The organism is Pseudomonas sp. 478, assembly GCF_003254125.1.
GTDB lineage: Bacteria > Pseudomonadota > Gammaproteobacteria > Pseudomonadales > Pseudomonadaceae > Aquipseudomonas.
The window spans coordinates 280,964-303,685 of record NZ_QKZG01000009.1 but is presented as its reverse complement, the minus strand read 5'-3'; the positions used below and the strand labels follow the sequence as shown (position 1 = coordinate 303,685).

Genomic DNA, 22,722 nt, shown 5'->3' with positions numbered 1-22,722 from the left:
CGATGAAACTCAATGATCTGAGTCCAGCGCCGGGTTCCCGTCGCGAAAAGCATCGTCCGGGCCGTGGTATCGGTAGTGGTTTGGGCAAGACCGGTGGCCGTGGCCACAAAGGTCAGTCCTCCCGCTCCGGTGGCACCATTGCTCCAGGCTTTGAAGGCGGTCAACAGCCGCTGCATCGTCGCCTGCCGAAATTCGGTTTTGTTTCCCTGAAAGCCATGGATCGCGCAGAAGTGCGTTTGTCCGAGCTGGCTAAAGTGGAAGGCGACATCGTCACCGTGCAGTCCTTGAAAGATGCCAACGTGATCAACGTCAACGTTCAGCGTGTGAAAATCATGCTGTCCGGCGAAGTTACTCGCGCTGTCACCATCGGAAAGGGAATCGGCGCCACCAAAGGTGCGCGTGCGGCTATCGAAGCAGCTGGCGGCAAGTTCGAGGAATAAATGGCTAAGCAAGGTGCTCTCTCTGCGCTCGGCAAAGGCGGTATGTCTGAACTCTGGGCTCGTCTGCGTTTTCTGTTCCTGGCGATTATCGTCTACCGAATAGGCGCACACATCCCGGTTCCAGGTATCAACCCGGACCGACTCGCGGACCTGTTTCGACAGAATGAGGGGACCATTCTTAGCTTGTTCAACATGTTTTCCGGCGGCGCGCTGGAACGGATGAGCATCTTTGCACTGGGGATCATGCCGTACATTTCGGCATCGATCATCATGCAGCTGATGACCGCCGTGAGCCCGCAGCTGGAACAGTTGAAGAAGGAAGGTGAAGCTGGCCGTCGCAAGATCAGCCAGTACACCCGCTACGGCACTGTCGTTCTCGCTCTCGTTCAGGCAATTGGCATGTCCATTGGTCTGGCGGGGCAGGGCGTTGCGTTCACTGGTGACTTTGGCTTCCATTTCGTCGCGGTATCCACTTTTGTGGCTGGTGCGATGTTCATGATGTGGCTGGGTGAGCAGATTACTGAGCGTGGTGTTGGCAACGGTATCTCGATGTTGATTTTTTCGGGTATCGTCGCCGGTCTTCCGAGAGCGATCGGGCAGTCTTTCGAGTCTGCGCGTCAGGGTGATATCAACATCTTCGCCCTGGTTGCCATCGGTTTGCTGGCAGTAGCGATTATCGGTTTCGTGGTGTTCATTGAGCGTGGTCAGCGTCGTATTGCTGTTCACTACGCCAAGCGTCAGCAGGGCCGCAAGGTCTTTGCTGCGCAGACTAGCCACTTGCCGCTGAAGGTGAACATGGCCGGTGTTATTCCGGCCATTTTCGCGAGCAGCATTTTGCTGTTCCCGGCTTCGTTGGGTGCCTGGTTCGGTCAGTCTGAAGGTATGGGCTGGTTGCAGGACATCTCGCAGTCGATCGCTCCTGGTCAGCCGTTGAATATTCTGCTGTTTAGTGCAGGGATTATTTTCTTCTGCTTCTTCTATACGGCGTTGATGTTCAATCCGAAAGACGTAGCGGAAAACCTGAAGAAGTCCGGTGCCTTTATTCCGGGCATCCGTCCAGGTGAGCAGTCTGCGCGCTACATTGATGGCGTTCTGACTCGCTTGACCATGTTCGGTGCTCTTTACATGACGGCCGTGTGCTTGCTGCCCCAGTTCCTGGTGGTTGCAGCAAACGTACCGTTCTACCTTGGCGGGACCTCGTTGCTGATCGTCGTCGTGGTTGTGATGGACTTCATGTCCCAAGTACAATCGCACCTCGTTTCGCACCAGTACGAATCCCTGATGAAGAAAGCCAACCTGAAGGGTTACGGCAGCGGCATGTTGCGCTGAGTACCCATAAGGTTCGAGGAGTTGGTGATGAAAGTTCGTGCATCGGTGAAAAAGCTGTGCCGTAACTGCAAGATTATTCGCCGCGAAGGTGTTGTTCGAGTAATTTGCAGCGCGGAACCGCGTCACAAACAGCGCCAAGGCTGAGTGTGATTGTGCTTCAAGCCCGGTAGCTAGTGCGCTACCGGGTTGATTATTTGTTATTACAGCGATATTATCTCGCGCCCTATTTCTTGGCTTCCGGGGCGTAGGTAGCTGTCAATTGGAGTCCCACTGAATGGCCCGTATTGCAGGCGTTAACATTCCAGATAACAAGCATACTGTTATCTCGCTGACCTACATCTATGGTGTTGGTCGCACTACTGCACAGAAGATCTGTGCAGTGACTGGGGTAAACCCAGCCGCAAAGATCAAAGATCTGAGCGACGAGCAGATTGAACAGCTGCGTGGCGAAGTGGCGAAGTTCACCACTGAAGGTGACCTGCGTCGCGAAATCAACATGAAAATCAAGCGTTTGATGGACCTCGGTTGCTATCGCGGTCTGCGTCATCGTCGTGGTCTTCCAGTACGCGGTCAGCGTACCAAGACTAACGCGCGTACCCGTAAAGGTCCGCGTAAGCCGATCCGCAAGTAATCGCCCCAGCGAATCGACAGGAAATTAATCATGGCTAAACCTGCTGCTCGTCCTCGTAAAAAAGTCAAAAAGACAGTGGTTGATGGCATCGCCCACATCCACGCGTCTTTTAACAACACAATCGTGACCATCACCGACCGTCAAGGTAACGCTCTTTCCTGGGCTACCTCCGGTGGTTCGGGTTTCCGCGGTTCCCGCAAGTCCACCCCGTTTGCTGCTCAAGTAGCTGCTGAACGTGCTGGTCAAGCTGCGCTGGAATACGGCCTGAAAAACCTCGACGTCAACGTCAAAGGTCCAGGCCCAGGTCGTGAATCTGCAGTCCGCGCTTTGAACGGCTGTGGCTACAAGATCGCCAGCATCACCGACGTGACGCCAATCCCGCACAACGGGTGCCGTCCGCCGAAGAAGCGCCGCGTGTAATCCAGGAGATTGTAAAGAATGGCTCGTTACATTGGTCCAAAATGCAAACTCGCTCGTCGCGAAGGCACCGATCTCTTCTTGAAGAGCGGCGTGCGCGCGATCGAATCGAAGTGCAACATTGAAGCAGCACCTGGTATCCACGGCCAACGCCGCGGTCGCCAGTCCGATTACGGCACCCAACTGCGTGAAAAGCAGAAGGTCCGTCGTATCTACGGCGTTCTCGAGCGTCAATTCAGCGGCTACTACAAAGAAGCTGCTGGCAAGAAAGGTGCAACTGGCGAAAACCTGTTGCAACTGCTCGAATGCCGTCTGGACAACGTTGTATACCGTATGGGTTTTGGCTCTACTCGTGCCGAATCCCGTCAGCTGGTATCGCACAAATCCGTAAGCGTTAACGGTCAGACCGTAAACGTGCCGTCGTACCAGGTTCGTGCTGGTGACGTGGTCGCGATTCGCGAGAAAGCAAAGAACCAACTTCGCATTGTCCAAGCTCTCGATCTGTGTGCCCAACGTGGCCGCGTAGAATGGGTAGAAGTAGACACTGAGAAGAAGTCGGGCGTTTTCAAGAACGTTCCAGCTCGCAGTGATCTGTCCGCCGACATCAACGAAAGCCTGATTGTCGAGCTCTACTCCAAGTAAGGGCTAGAAAATAGGTGCATCCATGCAGATTTCGGTAAATGAGTTCCTGACACCCCGCCATATTGATGTGCAGGTTGTCAGTCCAACCCGCGCCAAGATCACTCTCGAGCCTCTCGAGCGTGGTTTTGGCCACACCCTGGGCAACGCGCTGCGCCGCATCCTGTTGTCCTCAATGCCCGGCTGCGCAGTAGTCGAGGCCGAGATTGACGGTGTGCTCCATGAGTACAGCGCCATCGAAGGTGTACAGGAAGACGTAATTGAAATCCTGTTGAACCTTAAAGGTCTGGCTATCAAGCTGCACGGCCGTGACGAAGTTACGCTGACCTTGTCGAAGAAGGGTTCGGGGGTGGTTACCGCTGCCGATATTCAGCTGGATCATGATGTCGAGATCGTTAACCCCGATCACGTAATCGCTAACCTGGCGTCTAACGGCGCCCTGAACATGAAGCTCACCGTAGCTCGTGGTCGTGGTTATGAACCGGCAGACTCGCGTCAGAGCGATGAAGACGAAAGCCGCAGCATCGGTCGCTTGCAGCTTGACTCTTCGTTCAGCCCGGTTCGCCGTATCGCATACGTGGTGGAAAACGCCCGTGTCGAACAGCGTACTAACCTGGACAAGCTGGTTATTGATCTGGAAACCAACGGTACTCTGGATCCTGAAGAGGCTATTCGCCGCGCTGCAACCATTCTGCAACAGCAGTTGGCTGCGTTCGTCGACCTCAAAGGTGACAGTGAGCCAGTGGTTGTCGAGCAGGAAGACGAGATCGATCCGATCCTGCTTCGCCCGGTTGACGATCTGGAACTGACTGTACGTTCGGCTAACTGCCTTAAGGCGGAAAACATCTACTACATCGGTGACCTGATTCAGCGTACCGAAGTAGAGCTGTTGAAGACTCCGAACCTTGGCAAGAAATCCTTGACTGAAATCAAGGACGTTCTGGCCTCCCGCGGTCTGTCCCTCGGCATGCGCCTCGACAACTGGCCGCCTGCAAGTCTTAAGAAGGACGACAAGGCGACTGCCTGATCGTCGTAATCACCGAACGTTGTGTTTGGTAAGGAATGAACCATGCGTCATCGTAAAAGTGGTCGTCACCTGAGCCGCACTAGCTCGCACCGCAAGGCCATGTTTCAAAACATGGCAGTGTCGCTGTTCGAGCACGAGCTGATCAAAACTACACTGCCGAAAGCTAAAGAACTGCGTCGCGTTGCTGAGCCGCTGATCACTTTGGCCAAGACAGACAGCCTGGCTAACCGCCGTCTGGCTTTCGACCGTACTCGTTCGAAAGCTATCGTTGGTAAGCTCTTCAACGACCTGGGCAAGCGTTACGCTACCCGTGAGGGTGGCTACCTGCGCATCCTCAAGTGCGGCTTCCGCACTGGCGACAACGCGCCTATGGCGTACGTCGAGTTGGTTGATCGTCCTGCCGGTGGTGAAGCTGTATCCGCTGAGTAAGACGTCAGTCTGAAACGAAGAACCGGGCCTAGTGCCCGGTTTTTTGTGCGCGCTCGAAAAGTATCAAAAAGCCCAGGCGATAAAGCTTCATTAGTATTTATCTATCGATTCTCATGATTTAATGAATTTGATGGTGGCATGTTGATGGTCAATACTCCCTCTCAGCCGATTAGCCGGCAGTAGGAAAGACTGACAAAGGAAGATATCGCATGAGCCCAAATAAAACCCTTACCACCGCCAGTGGCGCTCCTGTCGCTGATAACCAGAATTCTCGTTCCGCCGGTCCTCGTGGCCCACTGCTGCTCGACGACTTTCACCTGATCGAGAAGCTTGCCCACTTCAACCGTGAAAACATTCCTGAGCGCCGCGTACACGCCAAAGGTTCGGGTGCTTACGGCACGTTCACCGTCACTCGGGACATCACCGAGTACACCAGCGCCAAACTGTTTGAGTCTGTCGGCAAGCAAACCCCAACCTTCCTGCGATTTTCCACCGTTGGTGGTGAGCGTGGTTCGGCCGACACCGAACGCGATCCCCGTGGTTTCGCGCTGAAGTTCTACACCGAAGAAGGCAACTGGGACATCGTCGGTAACAACACGCCAGTGTTCTTCATCCGCGATCCTTTGAAATTCCCGGACTTTATTCACACCCAAAAACGTCTGCCTCAAAGCAATCTGAAAAGCGCACAAATGATGTGGGACTTCTGGTCGCACTCACCTGAGGCGTTGCACCAGGTCACCATTCTGTTCTCGGACCGTGGCATCCCCGATGGCTACCGTCACATGCACGGCTTTGGCAGCCACACCTACAGCCTGATTAACGCCAATGGCGAACGTCACTGGGTGAAATGGCACTACAAGACCAAGCAAGGGATTAAAAACCTGGCGCCAGCAGAAGCAGCACGCCTGGCGGGTACCGATCCGGATTACGCCCAGCGTGATCTGTTCGGCGCGATCGAGCGCGGTGATTTTCCGAAATGGCGCGTGTGCATCCAGATCATGACCGAGGCTCAGGCCGCAGCGCACTACGAGAACCCGTTTGACGTGACCAAGACCTGGTCGCAAAAAGAGTTTCCGCTGATCGAAGTGGGCGAGTTGGAGCTTAACCGCAACCCGCAGAACTATTTTGCTGAGGTCGAGCAAGCGGCGTTCGGGCCGAGCAACATGGTCCCAGGTGTCGGTTTGTCGCCTGACCGCATGCTGCAAGGTCGAGTGTTCGCTTACGCCGATGCTCACCGCTACCGCATTGGCACCAACCACCAGCAGCTGCCGGTGAACGCACCTCGCAGTCCGGTGAACAGCTACCAGCGGGACGGTTCGATGGCGTTTGGCAGCAATGGCGGTGCGACACCTAACTACGAGCCGAACAGCTACATCGAATCGCCGAAACAAGCGCCTCGCTATGCCGAGCCAGCGCTGGTGCTGAGTGGTGCGGCGGATCGTTACGATCATCGCGAAGATACTGATTACTACAGCCACGCGGGTGCACTGTTCCGTCTGATGAGCGATGCGCAGAAAACGCTGCTGATCAACAACATTGCTGGTGCCATGGCGGGCGTTTCCGGTGACGTGGTTGATCGTCAACTACAGCACTTCTTCAAGGCCGATCCGGCGTACGGAGAAGCAATCGCAACGGCGTTGGGCGTACAGCTTAACGAAGTCTAAACGAGAAGCAGAACCGCCCTCATTAGGGCGGTTTTTGCGTTATTTAAACCAATTTTCTCAGAATATCTTTGCTTTTATCGCGCAGGCAGAGTGACCAAACAGTCTGCTTGGTTCAGACTACAGACTTTCAAGCAGGGAGATGTAGGGCGATGCAAGGCCACCCAGACGTAATCGATTACCTCAACACGTTGCTGACCGGCGAACTGGCGGCGCGTGATCAATATTTCGTCCATTCGCGGATGTATGAGGACTGGGGTTTCACCAAGCTCTACGAACGTATCAACCACGAAATGGAAGAAGAAGCCGGGCACGCTGATGCCCTGATGCGTCGAATTCTGATGCTCGAAGGCACGCCACGCATGCGTCCGGACGACCTTGATGTGGGCACCACTGTGCCAGACATGCTCGCCGCTGACCTGCGTCTGGAATACAAGGTCCGCGCCGCGCTCTGCAAGGGCATCGAGCTCTGCGAGCAGCACAAGGACTATGTCAGCCGCGAGATGCTGCGGGTTCAATTGCATGACACCGAAGAAGACCATACCTACTGGCTTGAAAAGCAGATGGGTCTGATCAAGTTGATCGGTCTGGAGAATTACCTGCAATCGCAGTTCTGATTCTGCTTTGTAGGAGCACGGCTTGCCTGCGATGGCGTCCTCGAAATCGTTATCGCGAGCAAGCTTTGCTCCTACAGACACAAGACACAAAAAAGCCCCTGTCACTGATGAAGTGACAGGGGCTTTTTCGTGGGCCTGATTCAAGCCTTGTCGCGAGCCAGCAGCGGTTTGAGATAGAAGCCGGTGTGCGACTGTTTCATCTCGGACACTTCTTCCGGCGTGCCGACGGCAATGATCTGTCCACCCTTGGAACCGCCTTCCGGCCCGAGGTCCACCAACCAGTCAGCGGTTTTGATGACATCAAGGTTATGTTCGATCACCACCACAGTGTTGCCGTGGTCGCGCAATCGATGCAAAACGTCGAGCAGCTGCTGAATATCCGCGAAGTGCAGGCCTGTCGTCGGCTCATCGAGGATGTACAGCGTCTTGCCGGTATCGCGCTTGGACAGTTCACGGGACAGCTTCACCCGCTGGGCTTCGCCACCTGACAGCGTGGTCGCTGATTGCCCGAGCTTGATGTACGACAGGCCGACATCCATCAGCGTCTGAAGCTTGCGCGCCAGGGCCGGAACTGCGTCGAAGAACACCCGCGCTTCCTCGATCGTCATCTCGAGGGTTTCGTGGATGTTCTTGCCCTTGTACTTGATCTCCAGGGTTTCGCGGTTGTAGCGCTTGCTCTTGCAGACGTCGCACGGGACATAGATGTCCGGCAGGAAGTGCATTTCCACCTTGATCAGGCCATCGCCCTGACACGCTTCGCAACGTCCGCCCTTCACGTTGAAGGAGAAGCGTCCAGGACCATAACCGCGGGAGCGGGACTCCGGCACACCGGCGAACAGTTCGCGAATCGGTGTGAACAACCCGGTGTAGGTCGCCGGGTTGGAGCGTGGCGTTCGACCGATCGGGCTCTGGTCGATGTCGACAACCTTGTCCAGATGCTCCAGGCCTTTGATGCTGTCGTGAGCGGCCGCTTCGAGCGTCGTCGCACCGTTCAATGCCGTAGCGCTAAGCGGGAACAGGGTGTTGTTGATCAGCGTCGACTTGCCCGAACCGGACACGCCGGTTACACAGGTCAGCAGGCCGATTGGAATGTCCAGATCGACATCGCGCAAGTTGTTGCCGCGGGCGCCCTTGAGGGACAGCGACAACTTCTTGTTACGCGGCGTGCGTTTGGCCGGGACTGCAATCTTCACCCGGCCCGACAAGTATTTGCCGGTCAGTGAATCTGGATGAGCCATGACTTCGGCTGGCGTCCCTTCGGCGACAATGTGCCCGCCGTGTACACCTGCGCCCGGACCGATATCCACCACGTAGTCAGCCAGGCGAATCGCATCTTCGTCGTGCTCGACCACGATTACCGTGTTGCCGATGTCCCGCAGGTGCTTGAGGGTGCCGAGCAGCCGATCGTTGTCCCGCTGGTGCAAACCAATTGACGGTTCGTCGAGAATGTACAGAACGCCCACCAGGCCTGCGCCGATCTGGCTGGCCAGACGGATACGCTGCGCTTCACCACCGGACAATGTGTCGGCACTGCGATCCAGCGACAAGTAGTCCAGGCCAACGTTGACCAGGAACTGCAGTCGCTCGCGAATTTCCTTGAGAATCTTGTCGGCAATTTCACCGCGACGGCCAGTGAGCTTCAGCACGCCGAAGTAGTCACAGGCATCGCCAATCGGCAGATTAGTCACCGCCGGCAGCGTCTTCTCGCCCACCCACACATGCCGCGCCTCACGACGCAGGCGAGTACCGCGGCAATCCGGGCAAGGCTGGGTGCTGAGGAACTTGGCCAGCTCTTCACGCACCGAGGCGGACTCGGTTTCGCGGTAGCGGCGTTCCAGGTTCGGCACGATGCCTTCGAACGGGTGCGAACGTTTGACGATGTCACCACGGTCGTTCAGGTATTTGAAGTCAACGTTCTGCGACCCGCTGCCGTGCAGGATGAACTTCTGCTGATCGGCGGGCAGTTCGTTGAACGGCACTTCCAGGCTGAACTTGTAGTGCGAAGCCAACGAGCCGAGCATCTGGAAGTAATAGACGTTGCGCCGGTCCCAGCCACGAATCGCGCCTTCTGCGAGCGTCAGTTCGCCATTGACCAATCGCTTGATGTCGAAGAACTGCTTAACGCCCAGGCCATCGCAAGTCGGGCAAGCGCCAGCCGGGTTGTTGAAGGAGAACAGCTTGGGTTCCAGCTCGCTGATGGCATGACCGCAGATCGGGCAGGCGAAGCGCGCGGAAAAGATGATTTCTTCGCCGGGCTCGTCGTCCATCGGCGCGACCAGGGCGATGCCGTCCGCCAGCTTCAGCGCGGTTTCGAACGATTCGGCCAGGCGCTGTTGCAGGTCGGCGCGGACCTTGAAGCGGTCGACCACCACATCGATCGAGTGCTTCTTCTGCTTATCCAGCTTCGGCAATTCGTCCAGCTCACAGAGCCTGCCGTTGACCCGGGCTCGCACAAAGCCCTGGGCGCGCAGTTCTTCGAAGACCGAAAGGTGTTCGCCTTTACGCTCGCGGATCACCGGGGCCAGCAGCATCAGTTTGCTGCCCTCCGGTTGGGCGAGAACCAGGTCGACCATTTGGCTGACGGTCTGCGCTTCCAGCGGAATGTCGTGATCCGGGCAACGAGGAATACCCACGCGGGCATACAGCAGGCGCAGGTAGTCGTAGATTTCGGTGATGGTGCCGACCGTCGAACGCGGGTTGTGCGAGGTCGACTTCTGTTCGATGGAAATGGCTGGCGACAATCCTTCGATGGTGTCGACGTCAGGTTTTTCCATCATCGACAAAAATTGCCGGGCGTACGCCGACAACGATTCGACGTAGCGGCGCTGGCCTTCGGCGTATAGCGTGTCGAACGCCAGGGACGATTTGCCGGATCCGGACAGGCCGGTGATGACGATCAGTTTGTCCCGTGGCAGGGTCAGGTCGATGTTCTTCAGGTTGTGGGTTCGGGCCCCACGAATCAGGATCTTGTCCAAAGTGGCCTCGCTCGGCGGGCGTCGAAAACGTAGGAGTATACGGCCAAATACTGGATGGATGCACACTATCGAATGAGCGGGTTGCAGCCTTACATGAAGAGTCTGTCAGCAGAGCGCGTCAAAGCGTCGCGATATACCCCGTCAATCGATGGGACTGGTAGAATCGCCGCCGGTTCACATGAGGTTTTTCCATGCACGATCCCCACAGCGAACGCATGAGTGGCAGTGAGACCCGCGCGGCAAGCGGTCTGGCCCTGGTGTTCGCCTTCCGTATGCTTGGCATGTTCATGGTGTTGCCGGTTCTGGCGACCTATGGGATGGATCTGGCAGGAGCGACCCCGGCCCTCATCGGGCTGGCGATTGGCGCTTACGGCCTGACCCAGGCGATCTTCCAGATTCCTTTCGGCTTCATTTCCGACCGCATCGGCCGTCGTCCGGTGATTTACCTGGGGCTGATCGTCTTCGCCCTCGGTAGCGTGCTGGCGGCCAATGCGGATTCGATCTGGGGCGTGATCGCCGGACGAATCCTGCAAGGCGCCGGGGCGATTTCCGCGGCGGTGATGGCGTTGCTGTCAGACCTGACCCGTGAACAGCATCGGACCAAAGCCATGGCCATGATCGGCATGACGATCGGTCTGTCGTTCGCTGTCGCGATGGTTGTAGGACCGTTGCTGACCCGCGCCTTCGGCCTGTCCGGGTTGTTCCTCGCCACGGGCGGCATGGCGCTGTTCGGCATCGTGATCGTGATGTTCATGGTGCCGCGCTCGACCGGGCCGTTGCAGCACCGCGAGTCCGGTGTTGCGCGCCAGGCGCTGATACCGACGCTCAAGCACCCGGACCTGCTGCGTCTGGACCTGGGCATTTTTGTGTTGCACGCGATGTTGATGTCGAGCTTCGTTGCGTTGCCGTTGGCGCTGGTCGAAAAAGCCGGGCTGCCCAAAGAGCAGCACTGGTGGGTGTACCTGACCGCGCTGCTGATTTCCTTCTTCGCCATGATCCCGTTCATTATCTACGGCGAGAAGAAACGCAAAATGAAACGAGTTTTACTCGGTTCCGTCACGACGCTGATGCTCACTGAGCTATTCTTCTGGCAGTTCGGCGATAGCTTGCGAGCTCTGGTGATCGGAACGGTGGTGTTCTTTACCGCGTTCAACTTGCTGGAAGCTTCTCTACCATCGCTGATCAGCAAGGTTTCACCGGCAGGCGGCAAAGGCACGGCGATGGGGGTTTATTCCACCAGCCAGTTCCTTGGCTCGGCGCTTGGTGGCATCCTCGGCGGTTGGCTGTTCCAGCATGGCGGTTTGTCGGTTGTATTCCTTGGATGCGCCGGCCTGGCTGCCCTCTGGCTGGCCTTTGCTGTTACCATGCGCGAACCACCTTATGTCACGAGCCTGCGCTTGCCGTTGTCGCCCGAGGCGATCCGCGAAGCGGGTCTGGTTGAGCGCCTGAAGGCCGTCGTAGGGGTAACAGATGCGGTGATCGTTGCTGATGAAGCGGCGATTTACATCAAATTGGACACAGAACTATTGGATCGCACCACCCTTGAACGCCTGGTGAACAACCCGGCCGGGGCAGCGTGCGTAGCCTAGGAGAACGTTATGGCCCGTGGGGTTAACAAAGTCATATTGGTCGGCACTTGCGGCCAGGATCCCGAAGTTCGCTACTTGCCTAACGGTAACGCCGTGACCAACCTGAGTCTGGCGACCAGCGAACAGTGGACCGACAAGCAAACCGGTCAGAAGGTCGAGAAGACCGAATGGCACCGTGTGTCGATGTTCGGCAAAGTGGCCGAAATCGCCGGCGAGTACCTGCGTAAAGGTTCGCAAGTCTACATCGAAGGCAAGCTGCAGACCCGCGAGTGGGAAAAAGACGGTATCAAGCGTTACACCACTGAAATCGTGGTCGACATGCAAGGCACCATGCAGCTGTTGGGCGGCCGTCCACAGCAGGGCGACCAACAAGGCGGGGGCAATAACTACCAGCAGTCCGCTCCAGCCCCACGCCAACAGGCTCCGCGTCCGCAGCAGTCGGCAGCACCGCAACAATCGCGTCAGGCTCCGGCTCCACAGCAGGCTGCTCCGCAACCGGCTCCGGATTTCGACAGCTTTGATGACGATATTCCGTTCTAAAAAGCAGCTATCCAGTCAGTAACAAAAAAGCGAAGCCACCTGGCTTCGCTTTTTTGTTGGCGCTATTAACTGGATAACGCGGTCACATTGGCCCGTGCCGAGTGCAGTTTCTTGTAGCTTTCGATCAACCGCAGGTGCCTGTCGAGCCCCTCCAGTTTCAAGCTGGTCGGCGTCAAGCCATGGAAACGCACGCTGCCGTCCACCGATCCGATCGCGGCATCCGTGCGCTCGTTGCCAAACATCCGACGGAAGTTGGCCTCGTAGTCTTCCAGTTCCAGGTCTTCGTCCAGCTTCATCTCCAACACCACATTGACCGCCTGGTAGAACAAACCACGCTCAACCGTGTTGTCGTTGTACTGCAGGAACATTTCTACCGCCTCTTTCGCCTCTTCATATTGCTGCAAGGCGAGATAGATCAGCAGCTTCAACTCAAGAATCGTCAGCTGGCCCCACGCCGTATTGTCGTCAAATTCGATGCCGATCAGGCTGGTGATGTCGGTGTAGTCGTCCAGCTCACTTTCCACCAGACGCTCAACCAGCGATTGCAGTTCTTCTTCGTCCAGGCGATGCAGGTTGAGGATATCGGCGCGGAAGAACAGCGCTTTGTTGGTGTTGTCCCAGATCAGATCGTCCGCAGGATAGATTTCCGAATAGTCCGGCACCAGGATGCGGCACGCCTTGGCGCCGATATGCTCGTAGACCGCCATGTACACTTCCTTGCCCATGCCTTCGAGAATGCCGAACAAGGTCGCGGCTTCCTCGGTATTCGAGTTTTCACCCTGGCCGGAGAAGTCCCACTCCACGAATTCGTAATCCGATTTGGCACTGAAGAAGCGCCACGACACCACGCCGCTGGAGTCGATAAAGTGCTCGACGAAGTTGTTCGGCTCGGTCACCGCATGGCCTTCAAACGTCGGCTGGGGCAGGTCGTTGAGGCCTTCGAAGCTGCGGCCCTGCAACAATTCGGTCAGGCTGCGTTCCAGCGCCACTTCCAGGCTCGGGTGCGCGCCGAACGAGGCGAACACACCGCCGGTACGCGGGTTCATCAACGTGACGCACATCACCGGGAATTCACCCCCCAGGGACGCATCCTTCACCAACACGGGGAATCCCTGCTCTTCCAGCGCCTGAATACCGGCCAGTATGGCGGGGTACTTCGCCAGCACGCTGGCCGGCACATCCGGGAGGGCGAATTCGCCTTCGATGATTTCGCGCTTTACCGCGCGCTCGAAGATCTCCGACAGGCACTGCACCTGGGCTTCGGCCAGTGTGTTACCGGCACTCATGCCGTTGCTCAGGAACAGGTTTTCAATCAGGTTGGACGGGAAGTACACCACCTCGCCGTCCGACTGGCGCACGTACGGCAACGAGCAGATGCCGCGCTCTTCATTGCCCGAGTTGGTGTCGATCAGGTGGGAACCACGCAACTCGCCGTCGCGGTTGTAAATCTTCAGGCAGTACTCGTCGAGAATTTCACTTGGCAGTTCATCTTTGCGGCCAGGCTTGAACCAGCGCTCGTTCGGGTAATGCACAAACGCAGCGTTGGCGATGTCTTCGCCCCAGAACTGGTCGTTGTAGAAGAAGTTGCAGTTGAGTCGCTCGATAAACTCGCCCAACGCCGATGCCAGCGCGCCTTCCTTGGTCGCACCCTTGCCGTTGGTAAAGCACATCGGTGAGTGCGCGTCGCGGATATGCAGCGACCACACGTTGGGCACGATATTGCGCCACGAGGCGATTTCAATCTTCATGCCCAGGTCCGCCAGAATGGCCGACATGTTGGCGATGGTTTGCTCCAGCGGCAGATCCTTGCCGGCGATATAGGTGTGCGCCTCTGAATTAGACGCAGGCATCAGCAACGCCTGGGCATCGGCGTCGAGGTTTTCCACTTCTTCGATCACAAACTCAGGCCCGGCTTGCACCACTTTTTTCACGGTGCAACGGTCGATGGAACGCAGGATGCCCTGGCGGTCCTTGTCGGAGATGTCTGCCGGTAGCTCGACCTGGATCTTGAAAATCTGGTTGTAGCGGTTTTCCGGGTCAACAATGTTGTTCTGCGACAAGCGGATGTTTTCGGTGGGGATGCTGCGAGTGTCGCAGTACAACTTCACGAAATACGCCGCACACAACGCCGACGACGCCAGGAAGTAGTCGAACGGACCCGGTGCCGAGCCATCGCCTTTGTAGCGGATAGGTTGATCGGCCACCACCGTGAAGTCGTCGAACTTGGCTTCAAGTCGAAGGTTGTCGAGAAAGTTGACCTTGATTTCCATGGGGGATTACCAGAATAACGGCTAGACGATTTGGCCGCCATTATCCGGCTTTTCGGCCGTAAGTCTCAGAAAAAAGGCCAGTCACGTGCGCACGCGCCTGGCCTTCCTTGTTTCGGGAGCGTCGGATTGCAGTATCTGACGCAGAAGCGTTGATCAGTGATGCGCCGCCAGGAACTCGTCAGTGGACACTACGCTTGCATAGGCGAAGCCTAGGGCCGACATGAAGGCGGCATGCACGAGGGCTGCCGGGACAGTGACGCCGTTGAACTCCAGATCACGGGTAGCGCAGGCGTCGTGAATCACCGTGACGGTGTAACCAAGATCCGCGGCGGCGCGGGTGATGCCATCGACGCACATGTGGCTCATGCTGCCGACGACCACCAGTTCCTTGATGCCTTGCTCGTCGAGAATCGATTTCAGATCGGTTTCGCGGAACGAGTTGACGAAGTGTTTGAGCACGACCGGCTCGTCGGCACGGTTGAGGACTTTGGGGTGCAGCTTCGCGCCTTCGGAGCCCGGGGTGAAGAACGGTGCCGCGTCGGAGGTGAACTCGTGGCGGATGTGCACCACCGAATCACCGGCGTCGCGAAAGGCTTTGAGCAGGCGGACAGCGTTGTCGGCAGCAGCGTCGGCGCCGACCAGCGGCCATTTGCCTTGGGGGAAGTAGTCATTTTGGATATCGACTACGATGAGTGCTTGCTTGGCCATGACTGTTTCCTCGAAGAGCTTGTTGGTGTGGAATGGAGTATTGGCTCTGGCAGGCCGTCCGAGGATTGGCGGCACCGACAATAGAAGGGGGAAAACTGACAATGGATGTAGAAAGGGCAATCGCCGAGCTGGGTGTGCTGATCTATCCCGGTGCACAGATGGCGGCGGTGCATGGGTTGACGGACTTGTTCGGGGTGGCGAACCGGATTGCCGCCGAACATCAGGCGGCGCAGTTGCCGTTGCTGCGGGTCAGCCATTGGCAGGTTGATGGCGATCAGGCGCCCGAGCGGGTCTATGACAGTCATCCCGCTGTGGACGGTGCGTTGGTGGCGGTGTTGATCCCGCCGTCGATTGCCGGTTTTTCCGAAGGCCAGGCACCGCAGGCGCTGTTTCGCTGGCTGCGTCAGCAACATGCCAATGGCGCGACACTTGGCGGGGTTTGTGTGGGGTCGATTCTGTTGGCCGAGAGCGGCCTGCTCGACGGTCGTAGCGCCACCACCCACTGGACCTCGGCCAAAACCTTCGCCGAGCGTTATCCGGCGATCAAGCTCAAGGCCGACACACCCATCGTTGATGACGGCGACCTGATCACCACGGCGGGGCTGATGGCCTGGTCCGAACTGGGCTTGCGTCTGGTCAACCGTCTGCTGGGGCCGAGTATCGCCACCAGCACCGCGCGGTTTTTGGTGGTGGAACACAGCGACAGCGCAAGTGAGTGCGGCAGCAATTTTTCACCCATTCTCAGCCATGGCGATGCTTCGATTCTCAAGGTCCAGCATTGGCTGCAAAGCACTGGAGCAACCGATGTGTCGGTGGCGACGATGGCCGAGCGGGCAGGGCTGGAAGAGCGCACGTTCCTGCGTCGATTTCGTGCGGCAACCGGGCTCAAACCCACCGAGTATTGCCAGCACTTGCGGGTTGGCAAAGCCCGGGAAATGCTCGAGTTCACCAACGGCACCATCGATCACATTGCCTGGACGGTGGGGTATCAGGATCCGAGTGCGTTTCGGGCGACCTTCAAGAAAATTACCGGGTTGGCGCCGAGTGATTACCGCACACGATTTGGGGTGACACCCTCAGCCGTGGCTCGGTAGTCAGATCACAAAAGAACAAAAATGTGGGAGCGGCGGTGCGGCGATCCGACTTGCTCGCGAAGGCTGACTGTCAGCCATCATCAATGTTGAATGTAAAACCGCTTTCGCGAGCAAGCCCGCTCCCACATTTTGATCTGTGTAAGCCTTAGGTCGTGCAAAATGCAGGAGTCTTGAAGGCTGTCGTGCAGAATCAAACAGGCAGGGTGCCATCATGTTTTTCGCAACTGGCTGATTTGAAAAACGTTTGTCTTCAGCCCCCCTTGGCCTGATCTCTGCACCCCTTCAACTACATTCATCAAGCGCAGATTGAAGGGGGACGCATGACCCCAGCAAATCGCAAGAAACTGGTGGTCGCCCACTCCGTGCACGCCGATGCTCCGTTGCACGAAGTGGAAACCAATCGTGCGCTGGCCCGTTGGCTGGCGCAGATCCTGGGGCTTAAATACGGCGGCAGTTACGACCCGGTACTGCACAACGGGCGAGACCTGTATCTGTTGCCGACCCAGACACTTGTGGGCGCCGCTGCCGCCCGGCAATTGGGCGTCAAGGGGCCGGAGGATTTGTGGGGCGGTTACGTTGAGCATGATTTCATCTGCACCAAAGCCATCAGCCACGGGTTGCGCAACAAAAATGCTCGCGCTCCGCAAGGCTGGTCTCCGTTGTTTTGCGAACGTGTGCGCAGCGTGGTGCTCGACGGCCTCAGTGTTTTTTCCATGGATGATGCGCGGCCCGCGGCAGAACACCTGCTCTACACCGGCCCGATCCGCATCAAGCCTATTCATGCCTGCGCCGGACGCGGTCAGGAAGTCATCGAAAGCATCGACCAGTTCGATGCCATCCTCGCCAGACCCGAGGCCAAAGCGCTGTTCACCGAAGGCGTGGTGCTGGAGCAGGACCTGGACCACGTGATCACCCACAGCGTTGGTCAGAGTTTTATCGGTGACACGGTGCTGAGTTATTGCGGTGATCAATACTTGACCGAAGACGGTCAGGGCGAGCAGGTTTATGGAGGGTCCAACCTGCTGGTGGTGCGGGGTGACTACGACGATCTGCTCGAACTGGAAGTGCCGGACGACGTTCGGCTGGCGATCCGCCAGGCGCAAGTGTTCGACCGTGCCGCGGATGAGGCTTATCCCGATTTCTACGCCTCGCGGCGCAACTACGACATCGCCCAAGGCGTGGACAGTAACGGCAAACCGCGCAGCGGTGTGCTCGAACAGTCCTGGCGGATGGGCGGTGCCAGCAGCGCCGAAGTTGCCGCCTTGCAGAGCTTTGTCAACGACCCCGGCATGCGCGCGATTCGCGTGTCGTCGGTCGAGACCTACACCGATCAGCCGCTGCCGGCGGACGCCATCGAGGTGTATCGCGGGCCGGCGCAAAACAGTGACTTTCTTCTCAAGTACGTAACGGTTAAATCCTATGACGGCTAGAAGCGAAACCATTCAGATCGACATCGACGATGAGCAAATGGTCGGGACTTTTCTCAGCCCCAAATCAAAAGTCCCCGGCGTGCTCTTTGTGCACGGTTGGGGCGGCAGTCAGGAGCGGGACCTGGAACGGGCGAAAGGCATCGCCGGGTTGGGTTGCGTTTGCCTGACGTTCGACTTGCGCGGGCACACCGATGGGGCCGGTCTTGCGCTGAATCGAGTCACGCGCGAAGACAACCTGCGCGACCTGCTGGCGGCGTATGACCGCCTGCTCGCGCACCCGGCGCTCGATACCTCGGCGATTGCCGTGGTCGGCACCAGTTATGGCGGTTATCTTGCTTCGATCCTGACCTCTTTGCGTCCGGTGCGCTGGTTGGCGCTGCGGGTGCCGGCGCTGTATCGCGATGATCAATGGCACACGCCCAAACGTGACCTGGACAAGCTCGATTTACGTGATTACCGCAGCACGATCGTCCGAGCCGACAGCAATCGCGCGCTGCATGCCTGTTCGCAATTCACCGGGGATGTGCTGTTGGTCGAGTCAGAGACTGACGACTATGTACCGCACGCAACCATCATGAGTTACCGCGCGGCCTGTCAGCAGACCCACTCGCTGACCCACCGGATTATCGACGGCGCCGATCACGCCTTGAGCGAGCCCGTTTCGCAACAGGCGTACACCTCGATTCTGGTGGGCTGGATCACCGAGATGGTGGTGGGCGAGCGGTTGAGCATTATTCAGTCATCGTGAAAAAACGGACGGCTAATGCCTCGGTTTCTTCGAAATCCGCAACGACTTGGCCTTGGCTTCCACGATCAGGTACATCACCAGGGTAATCAGTAGCGGCAGGATGAAGTAGATCGCCCGATACGCCAGCAATCCGGCCACCAGGCTGCCTCGGGACACTTCGTGTTGCAGCAGCGCCACGAACACCGCTTCAAGCACGCCGAGCCCGGCAGGAATGTGCGTGATAACCCCGGCAATCGCGCTGATCAACAACACCCCAAGCACCAGTGGGTAATCCAGCTTGCTCGGCAGCAAGGTGAAAATCACCGCGGCCATCAGCGACCAGTTCAGCGCCCCGAGGGCCAGTTGCAGCACCGCCATGCGCAGGGACGGCAGGTCGATTTCCACCCCGCGTATTGCCCACTCCCGTCGCCTGGAAAACTGACACGCTGCCAGATACCCCGCGCTCACCAGCAACAACAACACTCCTACACCTTGCAAGGCGTCGCTGCTCAGCTTCCAGCCTGGCGGCATTCGCACCAGTCCGCTGCTGAACACTGCACCGGCAATCACCATGTAGCCGAACCAGTTTGTCGCCAGGCTCAGCCCGAGAATTTTCGCGATGTTGCCCTTGCTCACCCCGAGTCGCGAATACAGGCGATAACGCATGGCAATGCCGCCGACCCACGCGCTCAGATTGAGGTTGAAGGCATAGCTGATAATCCCCACCGGCAGGATCTGCTTCCACGTCAGGTCCTGGCGAATGTAGGTTCGGCCGATCAGGTCGAAGCAGGCGTAGACCAGAAAACTCACCAACGTCAGAGCGGAGGCGATGATCAGCGTGCGCACCTTGAAATCTGCAAGGTTGTCGAACACTTCATCCCATTCGATGCGCTGGGCAAGCAGGGTGAACAGCACGATCAGCGCCAGGAAAAACAGCATCGTCAGCGGCCGTTTCCAGCGGCTCCAGCGGGATTTGCCCGGCGTTTCGGCGTGGGTCGCGGGTTGTGTATCAGAGTGGCTCATCAGGTGTCACTCCCAGCGGAATGGGAAAAGGGTTTCAGGCGCGGCTTGTGCGCCGGCAGCCAACCGGCCCAGGCCGGGAAGTGCCGCAGGAAGTGAAACACCAGAAAGCCGACGGTCATGTGCCAGACCCGTCCGCGCGGGGACTTGTCTGCGGACATGACCTTGCAATGGTTGTTACTCAGGTCTTCGAGGCGCTCGAACAGGTCGCGGTTGAAGGCGCGATCGCGGATCAACACATTGGCTTCCAGGTTCAAGGACAGGCTCAACGGGTCGAGGTTGCTCGAACCGACCGTACTCCAATCCTCATCCACCAGCGCGACTTTGCCGTGCAGCGGACGGTCGCAATATTCGTAAATCTGCACACCGGATTTGAGCAGGTAGTCATAGGTCATGCGCGCGGCGAGTTTGGCCGCCAGCATGTCGGGCTGACCTTGCAGGATGAGGCGCACATCGACGCCACGGCGCGCCGCGTTGCGGATCTCGCGCAGCAGGCGATAGCCCGGAAAGAAGTAGGCATTGGCGATCACCACCCGGCGCTGGGCAGTACGAAGAACCTGTCGGTAAACCTCTTCGATGTCGGTTGGATGTTCGCCGTTGTCGCGGTACACCAGGCGAACCTGGCCGTCATGATCGGTGAACGCCAGCTCCGAGCGCCGTTGTCTGCGGCGTTGCCACCAGTATTTGGCGCGAGCCGGGCGACCGCATTGCAGCAAGGCGAAGTGATGGATGTCGGCCACCGCCGGGCCTTGCACTTCAACGGAATAATCCTGTTTGGCCTCAGGGCCGAAGTCAGCCAAATGGTCGGCAGAAAAGTTGATGCCGCCGATGAACGCAATCGTGCCATCGACTACCACGATCTTGCGGTGCAGGCGGCGGAACCAGTTGGTGCGGATGCCCAGAGTTTTGGGCGCCGGGTCGAAAATCTGGATGCGCACGCCGGCCTCGCTCAGGGCGGCGAGGTACCCCGTACTCAGTTCACCGCAGCCGAAGCCATCGAGACTGGCGGTGATTCGCACGCCGCGTTGAGCGGCGGCGATCAGTACTTCCTTCAGCTCATCACCGACCTTGTCCTCAAACACAATGAAGGTTTCCAGGAGGATTTCAGTCTTGGCCTGACGCATCGCCTCGAACACCCGAGGGAAGTACGCTTCGCCGTTTTCCAGCAGCTCTACGCGGTTGTTGCCTTGCCAGCCATATTCGACGTCGACCACGCCCGGCTCACGAATCGGCGGGGTTGTGGATAAGTGCTCCACGTTGGTTTTATCCATCGATGGGCTGCTCAAAGCTCGATCTCCACCGACAGCGGTGCATGGTCGGAAAGGTGTGACCAGGGCCGCGCGGCCAGCACTTGCGGCTGACTGGCCTTGAGGTTGCGCACGTAGATGCGGTCAAGGCGCAACGCCGGCAAGCGTGCTGGAAAACTGCGCGCCGGTTTGCCGTGGAGTTCGGCGAAAACCTCCCGTAGACCGCTGGGTTTGAGCAGTGCGTCGGCCCGCTGGCGCCAGTCGTTGAAGTCACCGGCAACGATCACCGGGGCATCGCTGGGCAGTTCTTCGAGGCGCTGGGCCAGCAACTTGAGCTGTTCAGTGCGGTGGGTTTCGCGAAGGCCCAGATGCACACAAATGGCATGCACTTCCTGGCCGTCACCGGGCAGGCGTAGCACGCAATGCAGGATGCCGCGGTTCTCGTGACCGCTGATGGAGACGTCGAGGTTGTCGTGGCGAATGATCTGGAATTTCGACAGCAGCGCATTGCCGTGATCGCCCGCCGGATAGACCGCGTTACGCCCATAGGCAAACTGCGGCCACAGGGTGTCGGCGAGGAATTCGTATTGCGGCATCGCCGGCCAATTGCTGTAGCGCTGGGGATGACGCTCGTGGGTGCCATGGACTTCCTGCAAAAACACCACGTCGGCGGACACGCTGCGCACTGCTTCGCGCAATTCCGGCAGGATGAAACGCCGGTTGAGCGCGGTGAACCCTTTGTGCGTGTTGACCGTCAGCACGGTAAAGCGGCGTACGGAGGTGATGATGGGTTGCTGTTCGTCGGTGGTGCCGACCGGTTCGGAAATGCTCATGACAGCACTCCTTCGGCGGCCCGTTCACCGGGGCGGGTGGCGAGGTCTTTATCCAGATGAAAGCGCTCCAGCAAGCGGCGGGCATCGTAGGGAGCGCGGACTTTGATGTCGTTGTCGAAATAGCAAAACACTTCCCGGGACTTGCGCGCTTTGGGCTTTTGCCGGGGGGCGATCAGCTGCGGGTCGGGCGGTTGCTGACCGTGGGACCAGGCCTCGATCCGGTCACCCCAACGCTTCAGAGCCTCGGGGGTGTAACCGCTGGCATAGAGTTCTTCGGCACCGTGCAGGCGCAGGTAAACGAAGTCGCTGGTGAGGTCTTCGCGGTACGGCCATTTACCGGCGGTGTCGGCGATCACCAGCGCAGCATTGTGGCGTTTGAGCAGGCGGATGAAGGCGGGATCGACGAAGCTCTCATTCCTGATTTCTACGGCATGGCGCAAAGGCTTTTTTCCGTAGGCCTTCAGGCTGGCGTGACCGTTCAGGTGCGAATCATGCTGGCGGGCGAGGGCGGCGGCCTCTTCGGTGTCGTGGGGCAACTGCTCGAGAAAGGTCTCGAACAACTCGGCGTCGAATTTGAAGTTGGGCGGGAATTGCCAGAGGATCGGGCCGAGTTTTTCCTTGAGTTCCAGCACCCCGGACGCAAAGAAATTCGCCAGGGGTTTATGGATGTCCCGCAGCCGCCTGATGTGGGTGATGAAACGCGGGGCTTTGACGCTGAAAACGAAGCCCCTCGGGGTTTCGGCGTACCACTGGGCATAACGTTCGGGCCGTTGCAGGGCGTAAAACGATCCATTGATTTCGATGCTGTTGACCGCCCGTGAGGCGAATTGCAATTCGCGCTTGTGGGTCAGCCCCTTCGGGTAGAAATCCCCCCGCCAGGGCGTGTAGCGCCAGCCTGAAATACCGATGTGGATCGCCGCCATATCGCCTCCCGTCTGATGGTCTTTCGGACTGCCCCTGTCTTTTGATGACTGTGGGGCGGACGAGAAAGTTTCGACGGGACTACGGACGGTACACGCTCGACAAAACACCGCAGATCAATTGTGGGAGCGGGCTTGCTCGCGAAAGCGGTGAGTCAGTCACATCATCGCTGGATGTG

General features: G+C 58.1%; 22 protein-coding genes. 15 read left to right on the top strand and 7 right to left on the bottom strand.

Features of this window, described 5'->3' with window-relative positions; translation table 11 throughout:
• Positions 1-2: 2 nt before the first annotated feature.
• The 10 genes from rplO (at position 3) to bfr (ending at position 7,190) form a co-directional block, all read left to right on the top strand.
• Positions 3-440, top strand: coding sequence for a 50S ribosomal protein L15 (gene rplO / locus DFS28_RS20485; protein ID WP_007896782.1), 438 nt, complete (start codon positions 3-5; stop codon positions 438-440).
• A complete protein-coding gene (gene secY / locus DFS28_RS20480) occupies positions 441-1,769 on the top strand; it encodes a preprotein translocase subunit SecY (RefSeq protein WP_003228718.1) in 1,329 nt (442 codons plus the stop codon). It begins immediately after the preceding gene.
• 27 nt (positions 1,770-1,796) lie between these two features.
• Complete coding sequence (rpmJ, locus tag DFS28_RS20475; protein WP_002555468.1) at positions 1,797-1,913, top strand: 50S ribosomal protein L36; 117 nt, start codon at positions 1,797-1,799, stop codon at positions 1,911-1,913.
• 130 nt (positions 1,914-2,043) lie between these two features.
• On the top strand, positions 2,044-2,400 hold the full coding sequence (gene rpsM / locus DFS28_RS20470; protein WP_003186020.1) for a 30S ribosomal protein S13: 357 nt from the start codon (positions 2,044-2,046) through the stop codon (positions 2,398-2,400).
• Between the two features lie 30 nt (positions 2,401-2,430).
• Entirely contained in the window at positions 2,431-2,820 is a 390-nt protein-coding gene (gene rpsK / locus DFS28_RS20465; protein ID WP_002555466.1) for a 30S ribosomal protein S11, read from the top strand.
• Positions 2,821-2,838: 18 nt separating this feature from the next.
• Positions 2,839-3,459, top strand: coding sequence for a 30S ribosomal protein S4 (rpsD, locus tag DFS28_RS20460; protein ID WP_003210056.1), 621 nt, complete (start codon positions 2,839-2,841; stop codon positions 3,457-3,459).
• 22 nt (positions 3,460-3,481) lie between these two features.
• Complete coding sequence (gene rpoA, locus DFS28_RS20455) at positions 3,482-4,483, top strand: DNA-directed RNA polymerase subunit alpha (protein WP_003186012.1); 1,002 nt, start codon at positions 3,482-3,484, stop codon at positions 4,481-4,483.
• A gap of 42 nt (positions 4,484-4,525) precedes the next feature.
• On the top strand, positions 4,526-4,912 hold the full coding sequence (gene rplQ, locus DFS28_RS20450; RefSeq protein ID WP_008145500.1) for a 50S ribosomal protein L17: 387 nt from the start codon (positions 4,526-4,528) through the stop codon (positions 4,910-4,912).
• Positions 4,913-5,121: 209 nt separating this feature from the next.
• Positions 5,122-6,576, top strand: a complete 1,455-nt coding sequence (locus DFS28_RS20445) for a catalase (RefSeq protein WP_111451227.1) — start codon at positions 5,122-5,124, stop codon at positions 6,574-6,576.
• 149 nt (positions 6,577-6,725) lie between these two features.
• Positions 6,726-7,190: a bacterioferritin gene (gene bfr / locus DFS28_RS20440; RefSeq protein WP_076029558.1), complete on the top strand. Its 465-nt coding sequence runs from the start codon at positions 6,726-6,728 to the stop codon at positions 7,188-7,190.
• A 140-nt stretch (positions 7,191-7,330) separates the two neighbouring features.
• On the opposite strand, the gene uvrA is transcribed toward bfr, so the two are convergent.
• Positions 7,331-10,165 (bottom strand): excinuclease ABC subunit UvrA, encoded by a 2,835-nt coding sequence (uvrA, locus tag DFS28_RS20435; RefSeq protein ID WP_111451226.1) that lies wholly within the window; start codon positions 10,163-10,165, stop codon positions 7,331-7,333.
• A 191-nt stretch (positions 10,166-10,356) separates the two neighbouring features.
• Here uvrA and DFS28_RS20430 point away from each other — a divergent pair, with 191 nt between their 5' ends.
• Complete coding sequence (locus tag DFS28_RS20430; RefSeq protein ID WP_008145504.1) at positions 10,357-11,754, top strand: MFS transporter; 1,398 nt, start codon at positions 10,357-10,359, stop codon at positions 11,752-11,754.
• A gap of 9 nt (positions 11,755-11,763) precedes the next feature.
• Positions 11,764-12,294, top strand: a complete 531-nt coding sequence (locus DFS28_RS20425) for a single-stranded DNA-binding protein (protein WP_008145505.1) — start codon at positions 11,764-11,766, stop codon at positions 12,292-12,294.
• Between the two features lie 65 nt (positions 12,295-12,359).
• Here the strand turns inward: DFS28_RS20425 and DFS28_RS20420 are convergent, their stop codons facing one another.
• Positions 12,360-14,564, bottom strand: coding sequence for an OsmC domain/YcaO domain-containing protein (locus tag DFS28_RS20420; protein WP_111451225.1), 2,205 nt, complete (start codon positions 14,562-14,564; stop codon positions 12,360-12,362).
• A gap of 153 nt (positions 14,565-14,717) precedes the next feature.
• On the bottom strand, positions 14,718-15,272 hold the full coding sequence (locus DFS28_RS20415; RefSeq protein WP_111451224.1) for a cysteine hydrolase family protein: 555 nt from the start codon (positions 15,270-15,272) through the stop codon (positions 14,718-14,720).
• 101 nt (positions 15,273-15,373) lie between these two features.
• On the opposite strand from DFS28_RS20415, the gene DFS28_RS20410 reads away from it, so the two are divergent.
• The 3 genes from DFS28_RS20410 to DFS28_RS20395 all read left to right on the top strand — a co-directional run bounded on the left by DFS28_RS20410 (position 15,374) and on the right by DFS28_RS20395 (position 18,544).
• On the top strand, positions 15,374-16,366 hold the full coding sequence (locus DFS28_RS20410) for a GlxA family transcriptional regulator (protein ID WP_111451223.1): 993 nt from the start codon (positions 15,374-15,376) through the stop codon (positions 16,364-16,366).
• 320 nt (positions 16,367-16,686) lie between these two features.
• A complete protein-coding gene (locus DFS28_RS20400; protein ID WP_111451222.1) occupies positions 16,687-17,796 on the top strand; it encodes a DUF3182 family protein in 1,110 nt (369 codons plus the stop codon).
• Positions 17,786-18,544, top strand: a complete 759-nt coding sequence (locus tag DFS28_RS20395) for a S9 family peptidase (protein ID WP_111451221.1) — start codon at positions 17,786-17,788, stop codon at positions 18,542-18,544. The genes DFS28_RS20400 and DFS28_RS20395 overlap by 11 nt, the downstream gene beginning before the upstream one ends.
• A 12-nt stretch (positions 18,545-18,556) precedes the next feature.
• Here DFS28_RS20395 and DFS28_RS20390 read toward each other — a convergent pair whose 3' ends face one another.
• From DFS28_RS20390 to DFS28_RS20375, 4 genes are read right to left on the bottom strand one after another with little or no spacing between them, the layout of a single operon-like run.
• Positions 18,557-19,546, bottom strand: a complete 990-nt coding sequence (locus tag DFS28_RS20390) for a lysylphosphatidylglycerol synthase domain-containing protein (protein ID WP_111451220.1) — start codon at positions 19,544-19,546, stop codon at positions 18,557-18,559.
• Positions 19,546-20,829: a cardiolipin synthase ClsB gene (gene clsB, locus DFS28_RS20385; RefSeq protein ID WP_111451219.1), complete on the bottom strand. Its 1,284-nt coding sequence runs from the start codon at positions 20,827-20,829 to the stop codon at positions 19,546-19,548. The genes DFS28_RS20390 and clsB overlap by 1 nt, the downstream gene beginning before the upstream one ends.
• Entirely contained in the window at positions 20,826-21,623 is a 798-nt protein-coding gene (locus DFS28_RS20380) for an endonuclease/exonuclease/phosphatase family protein (protein ID WP_008145514.1), read from the bottom strand. Before DFS28_RS20380 ends, clsB begins: the two co-directional genes overlap by 4 nt.
• Positions 21,620-22,546, bottom strand: a complete 927-nt coding sequence (locus tag DFS28_RS20375; protein ID WP_111451218.1) for a DUF72 domain-containing protein — start codon at positions 22,544-22,546, stop codon at positions 21,620-21,622. Before DFS28_RS20375 ends, DFS28_RS20380 begins: the two co-directional genes overlap by 4 nt.
• Positions 22,547-22,722 lie beyond the last annotated feature (176 nt).

Excerpts from the sequence above, each read along its gene's own strand:
- rplO (WP_007896782.1), top strand. The coding sequence starts at position 3 with ATGAAACTCAATGATCTGAGTCCAGCGCCGGGTTCCCGTCGCGAAAAG.
- secY (WP_003228718.1), top strand. The coding sequence starts at position 441 with ATGGCTAAGCAAGGTGCTCTCTCTGCGCTCGGCAAAGGCGGTATGTCT.
- rpmJ (WP_002555468.1), top strand. The coding sequence starts at position 1,797 with ATGAAAGTTCGTGCATCGGTGAAAAAGCTGTGCCGTAACTGCAAGATT.
- rpsM (WP_003186020.1), top strand. The coding sequence starts at position 2,044 with ATGGCCCGTATTGCAGGCGTTAACATTCCAGATAACAAGCATACTGTT.
- rpsK (WP_002555466.1), top strand. The coding sequence starts at position 2,431 with ATGGCTAAACCTGCTGCTCGTCCTCGTAAAAAAGTCAAAAAGACAGTG.
- rpsD (WP_003210056.1), top strand. The coding sequence starts at position 2,839 with ATGGCTCGTTACATTGGTCCAAAATGCAAACTCGCTCGTCGCGAAGGC.
- rpoA (WP_003186012.1), top strand. The coding sequence starts at position 3,482 with ATGCAGATTTCGGTAAATGAGTTCCTGACACCCCGCCATATTGATGTG.
- rplQ (WP_008145500.1), top strand. The coding sequence starts at position 4,526 with ATGCGTCATCGTAAAAGTGGTCGTCACCTGAGCCGCACTAGCTCGCAC.
- DFS28_RS20445 (WP_111451227.1), top strand. The coding sequence starts at position 5,122 with ATGAGCCCAAATAAAACCCTTACCACCGCCAGTGGCGCTCCTGTCGCT.
- bfr (WP_076029558.1), top strand. The coding sequence starts at position 6,726 with ATGCAAGGCCACCCAGACGTAATCGATTACCTCAACACGTTGCTGACC.
- DFS28_RS20430 (WP_008145504.1), top strand. The coding sequence starts at position 10,357 with ATGCACGATCCCCACAGCGAACGCATGAGTGGCAGTGAGACCCGCGCG.
- DFS28_RS20425 (WP_008145505.1), top strand. The coding sequence starts at position 11,764 with ATGGCCCGTGGGGTTAACAAAGTCATATTGGTCGGCACTTGCGGCCAG.
- DFS28_RS20420 (WP_111451225.1), bottom strand. The coding sequence starts at position 14,564 with ATGGAAATCAAGGTCAACTTTCTCGACAACCTTCGACTTGAAGCCAAG.
- DFS28_RS20415 (WP_111451224.1), bottom strand. The coding sequence starts at position 15,272 with ATGGCCAAGCAAGCACTCATCGTAGTCGATATCCAAAATGACTACTTC.
- DFS28_RS20410 (WP_111451223.1), top strand. The coding sequence starts at position 15,374 with ATGGATGTAGAAAGGGCAATCGCCGAGCTGGGTGTGCTGATCTATCCC.
- DFS28_RS20400 (WP_111451222.1), top strand. The coding sequence starts at position 16,687 with ATGACCCCAGCAAATCGCAAGAAACTGGTGGTCGCCCACTCCGTGCAC.
- DFS28_RS20395 (WP_111451221.1), top strand. The coding sequence starts at position 17,786 with ATGACGGCTAGAAGCGAAACCATTCAGATCGACATCGACGATGAGCAA.
- DFS28_RS20390 (WP_111451220.1), bottom strand. The coding sequence starts at position 19,546 with ATGAGCCACTCTGATACACAACCCGCGACCCACGCCGAAACGCCGGGC.
- DFS28_RS20380 (WP_008145514.1), bottom strand. The coding sequence starts at position 21,623 with ATGAGCATTTCCGAACCGGTCGGCACCACCGACGAACAGCAACCCATC.
- DFS28_RS20375 (WP_111451218.1), bottom strand. The coding sequence starts at position 22,546 with ATGGCGGCGATCCACATCGGTATTTCAGGCTGGCGCTACACGCCCTGG.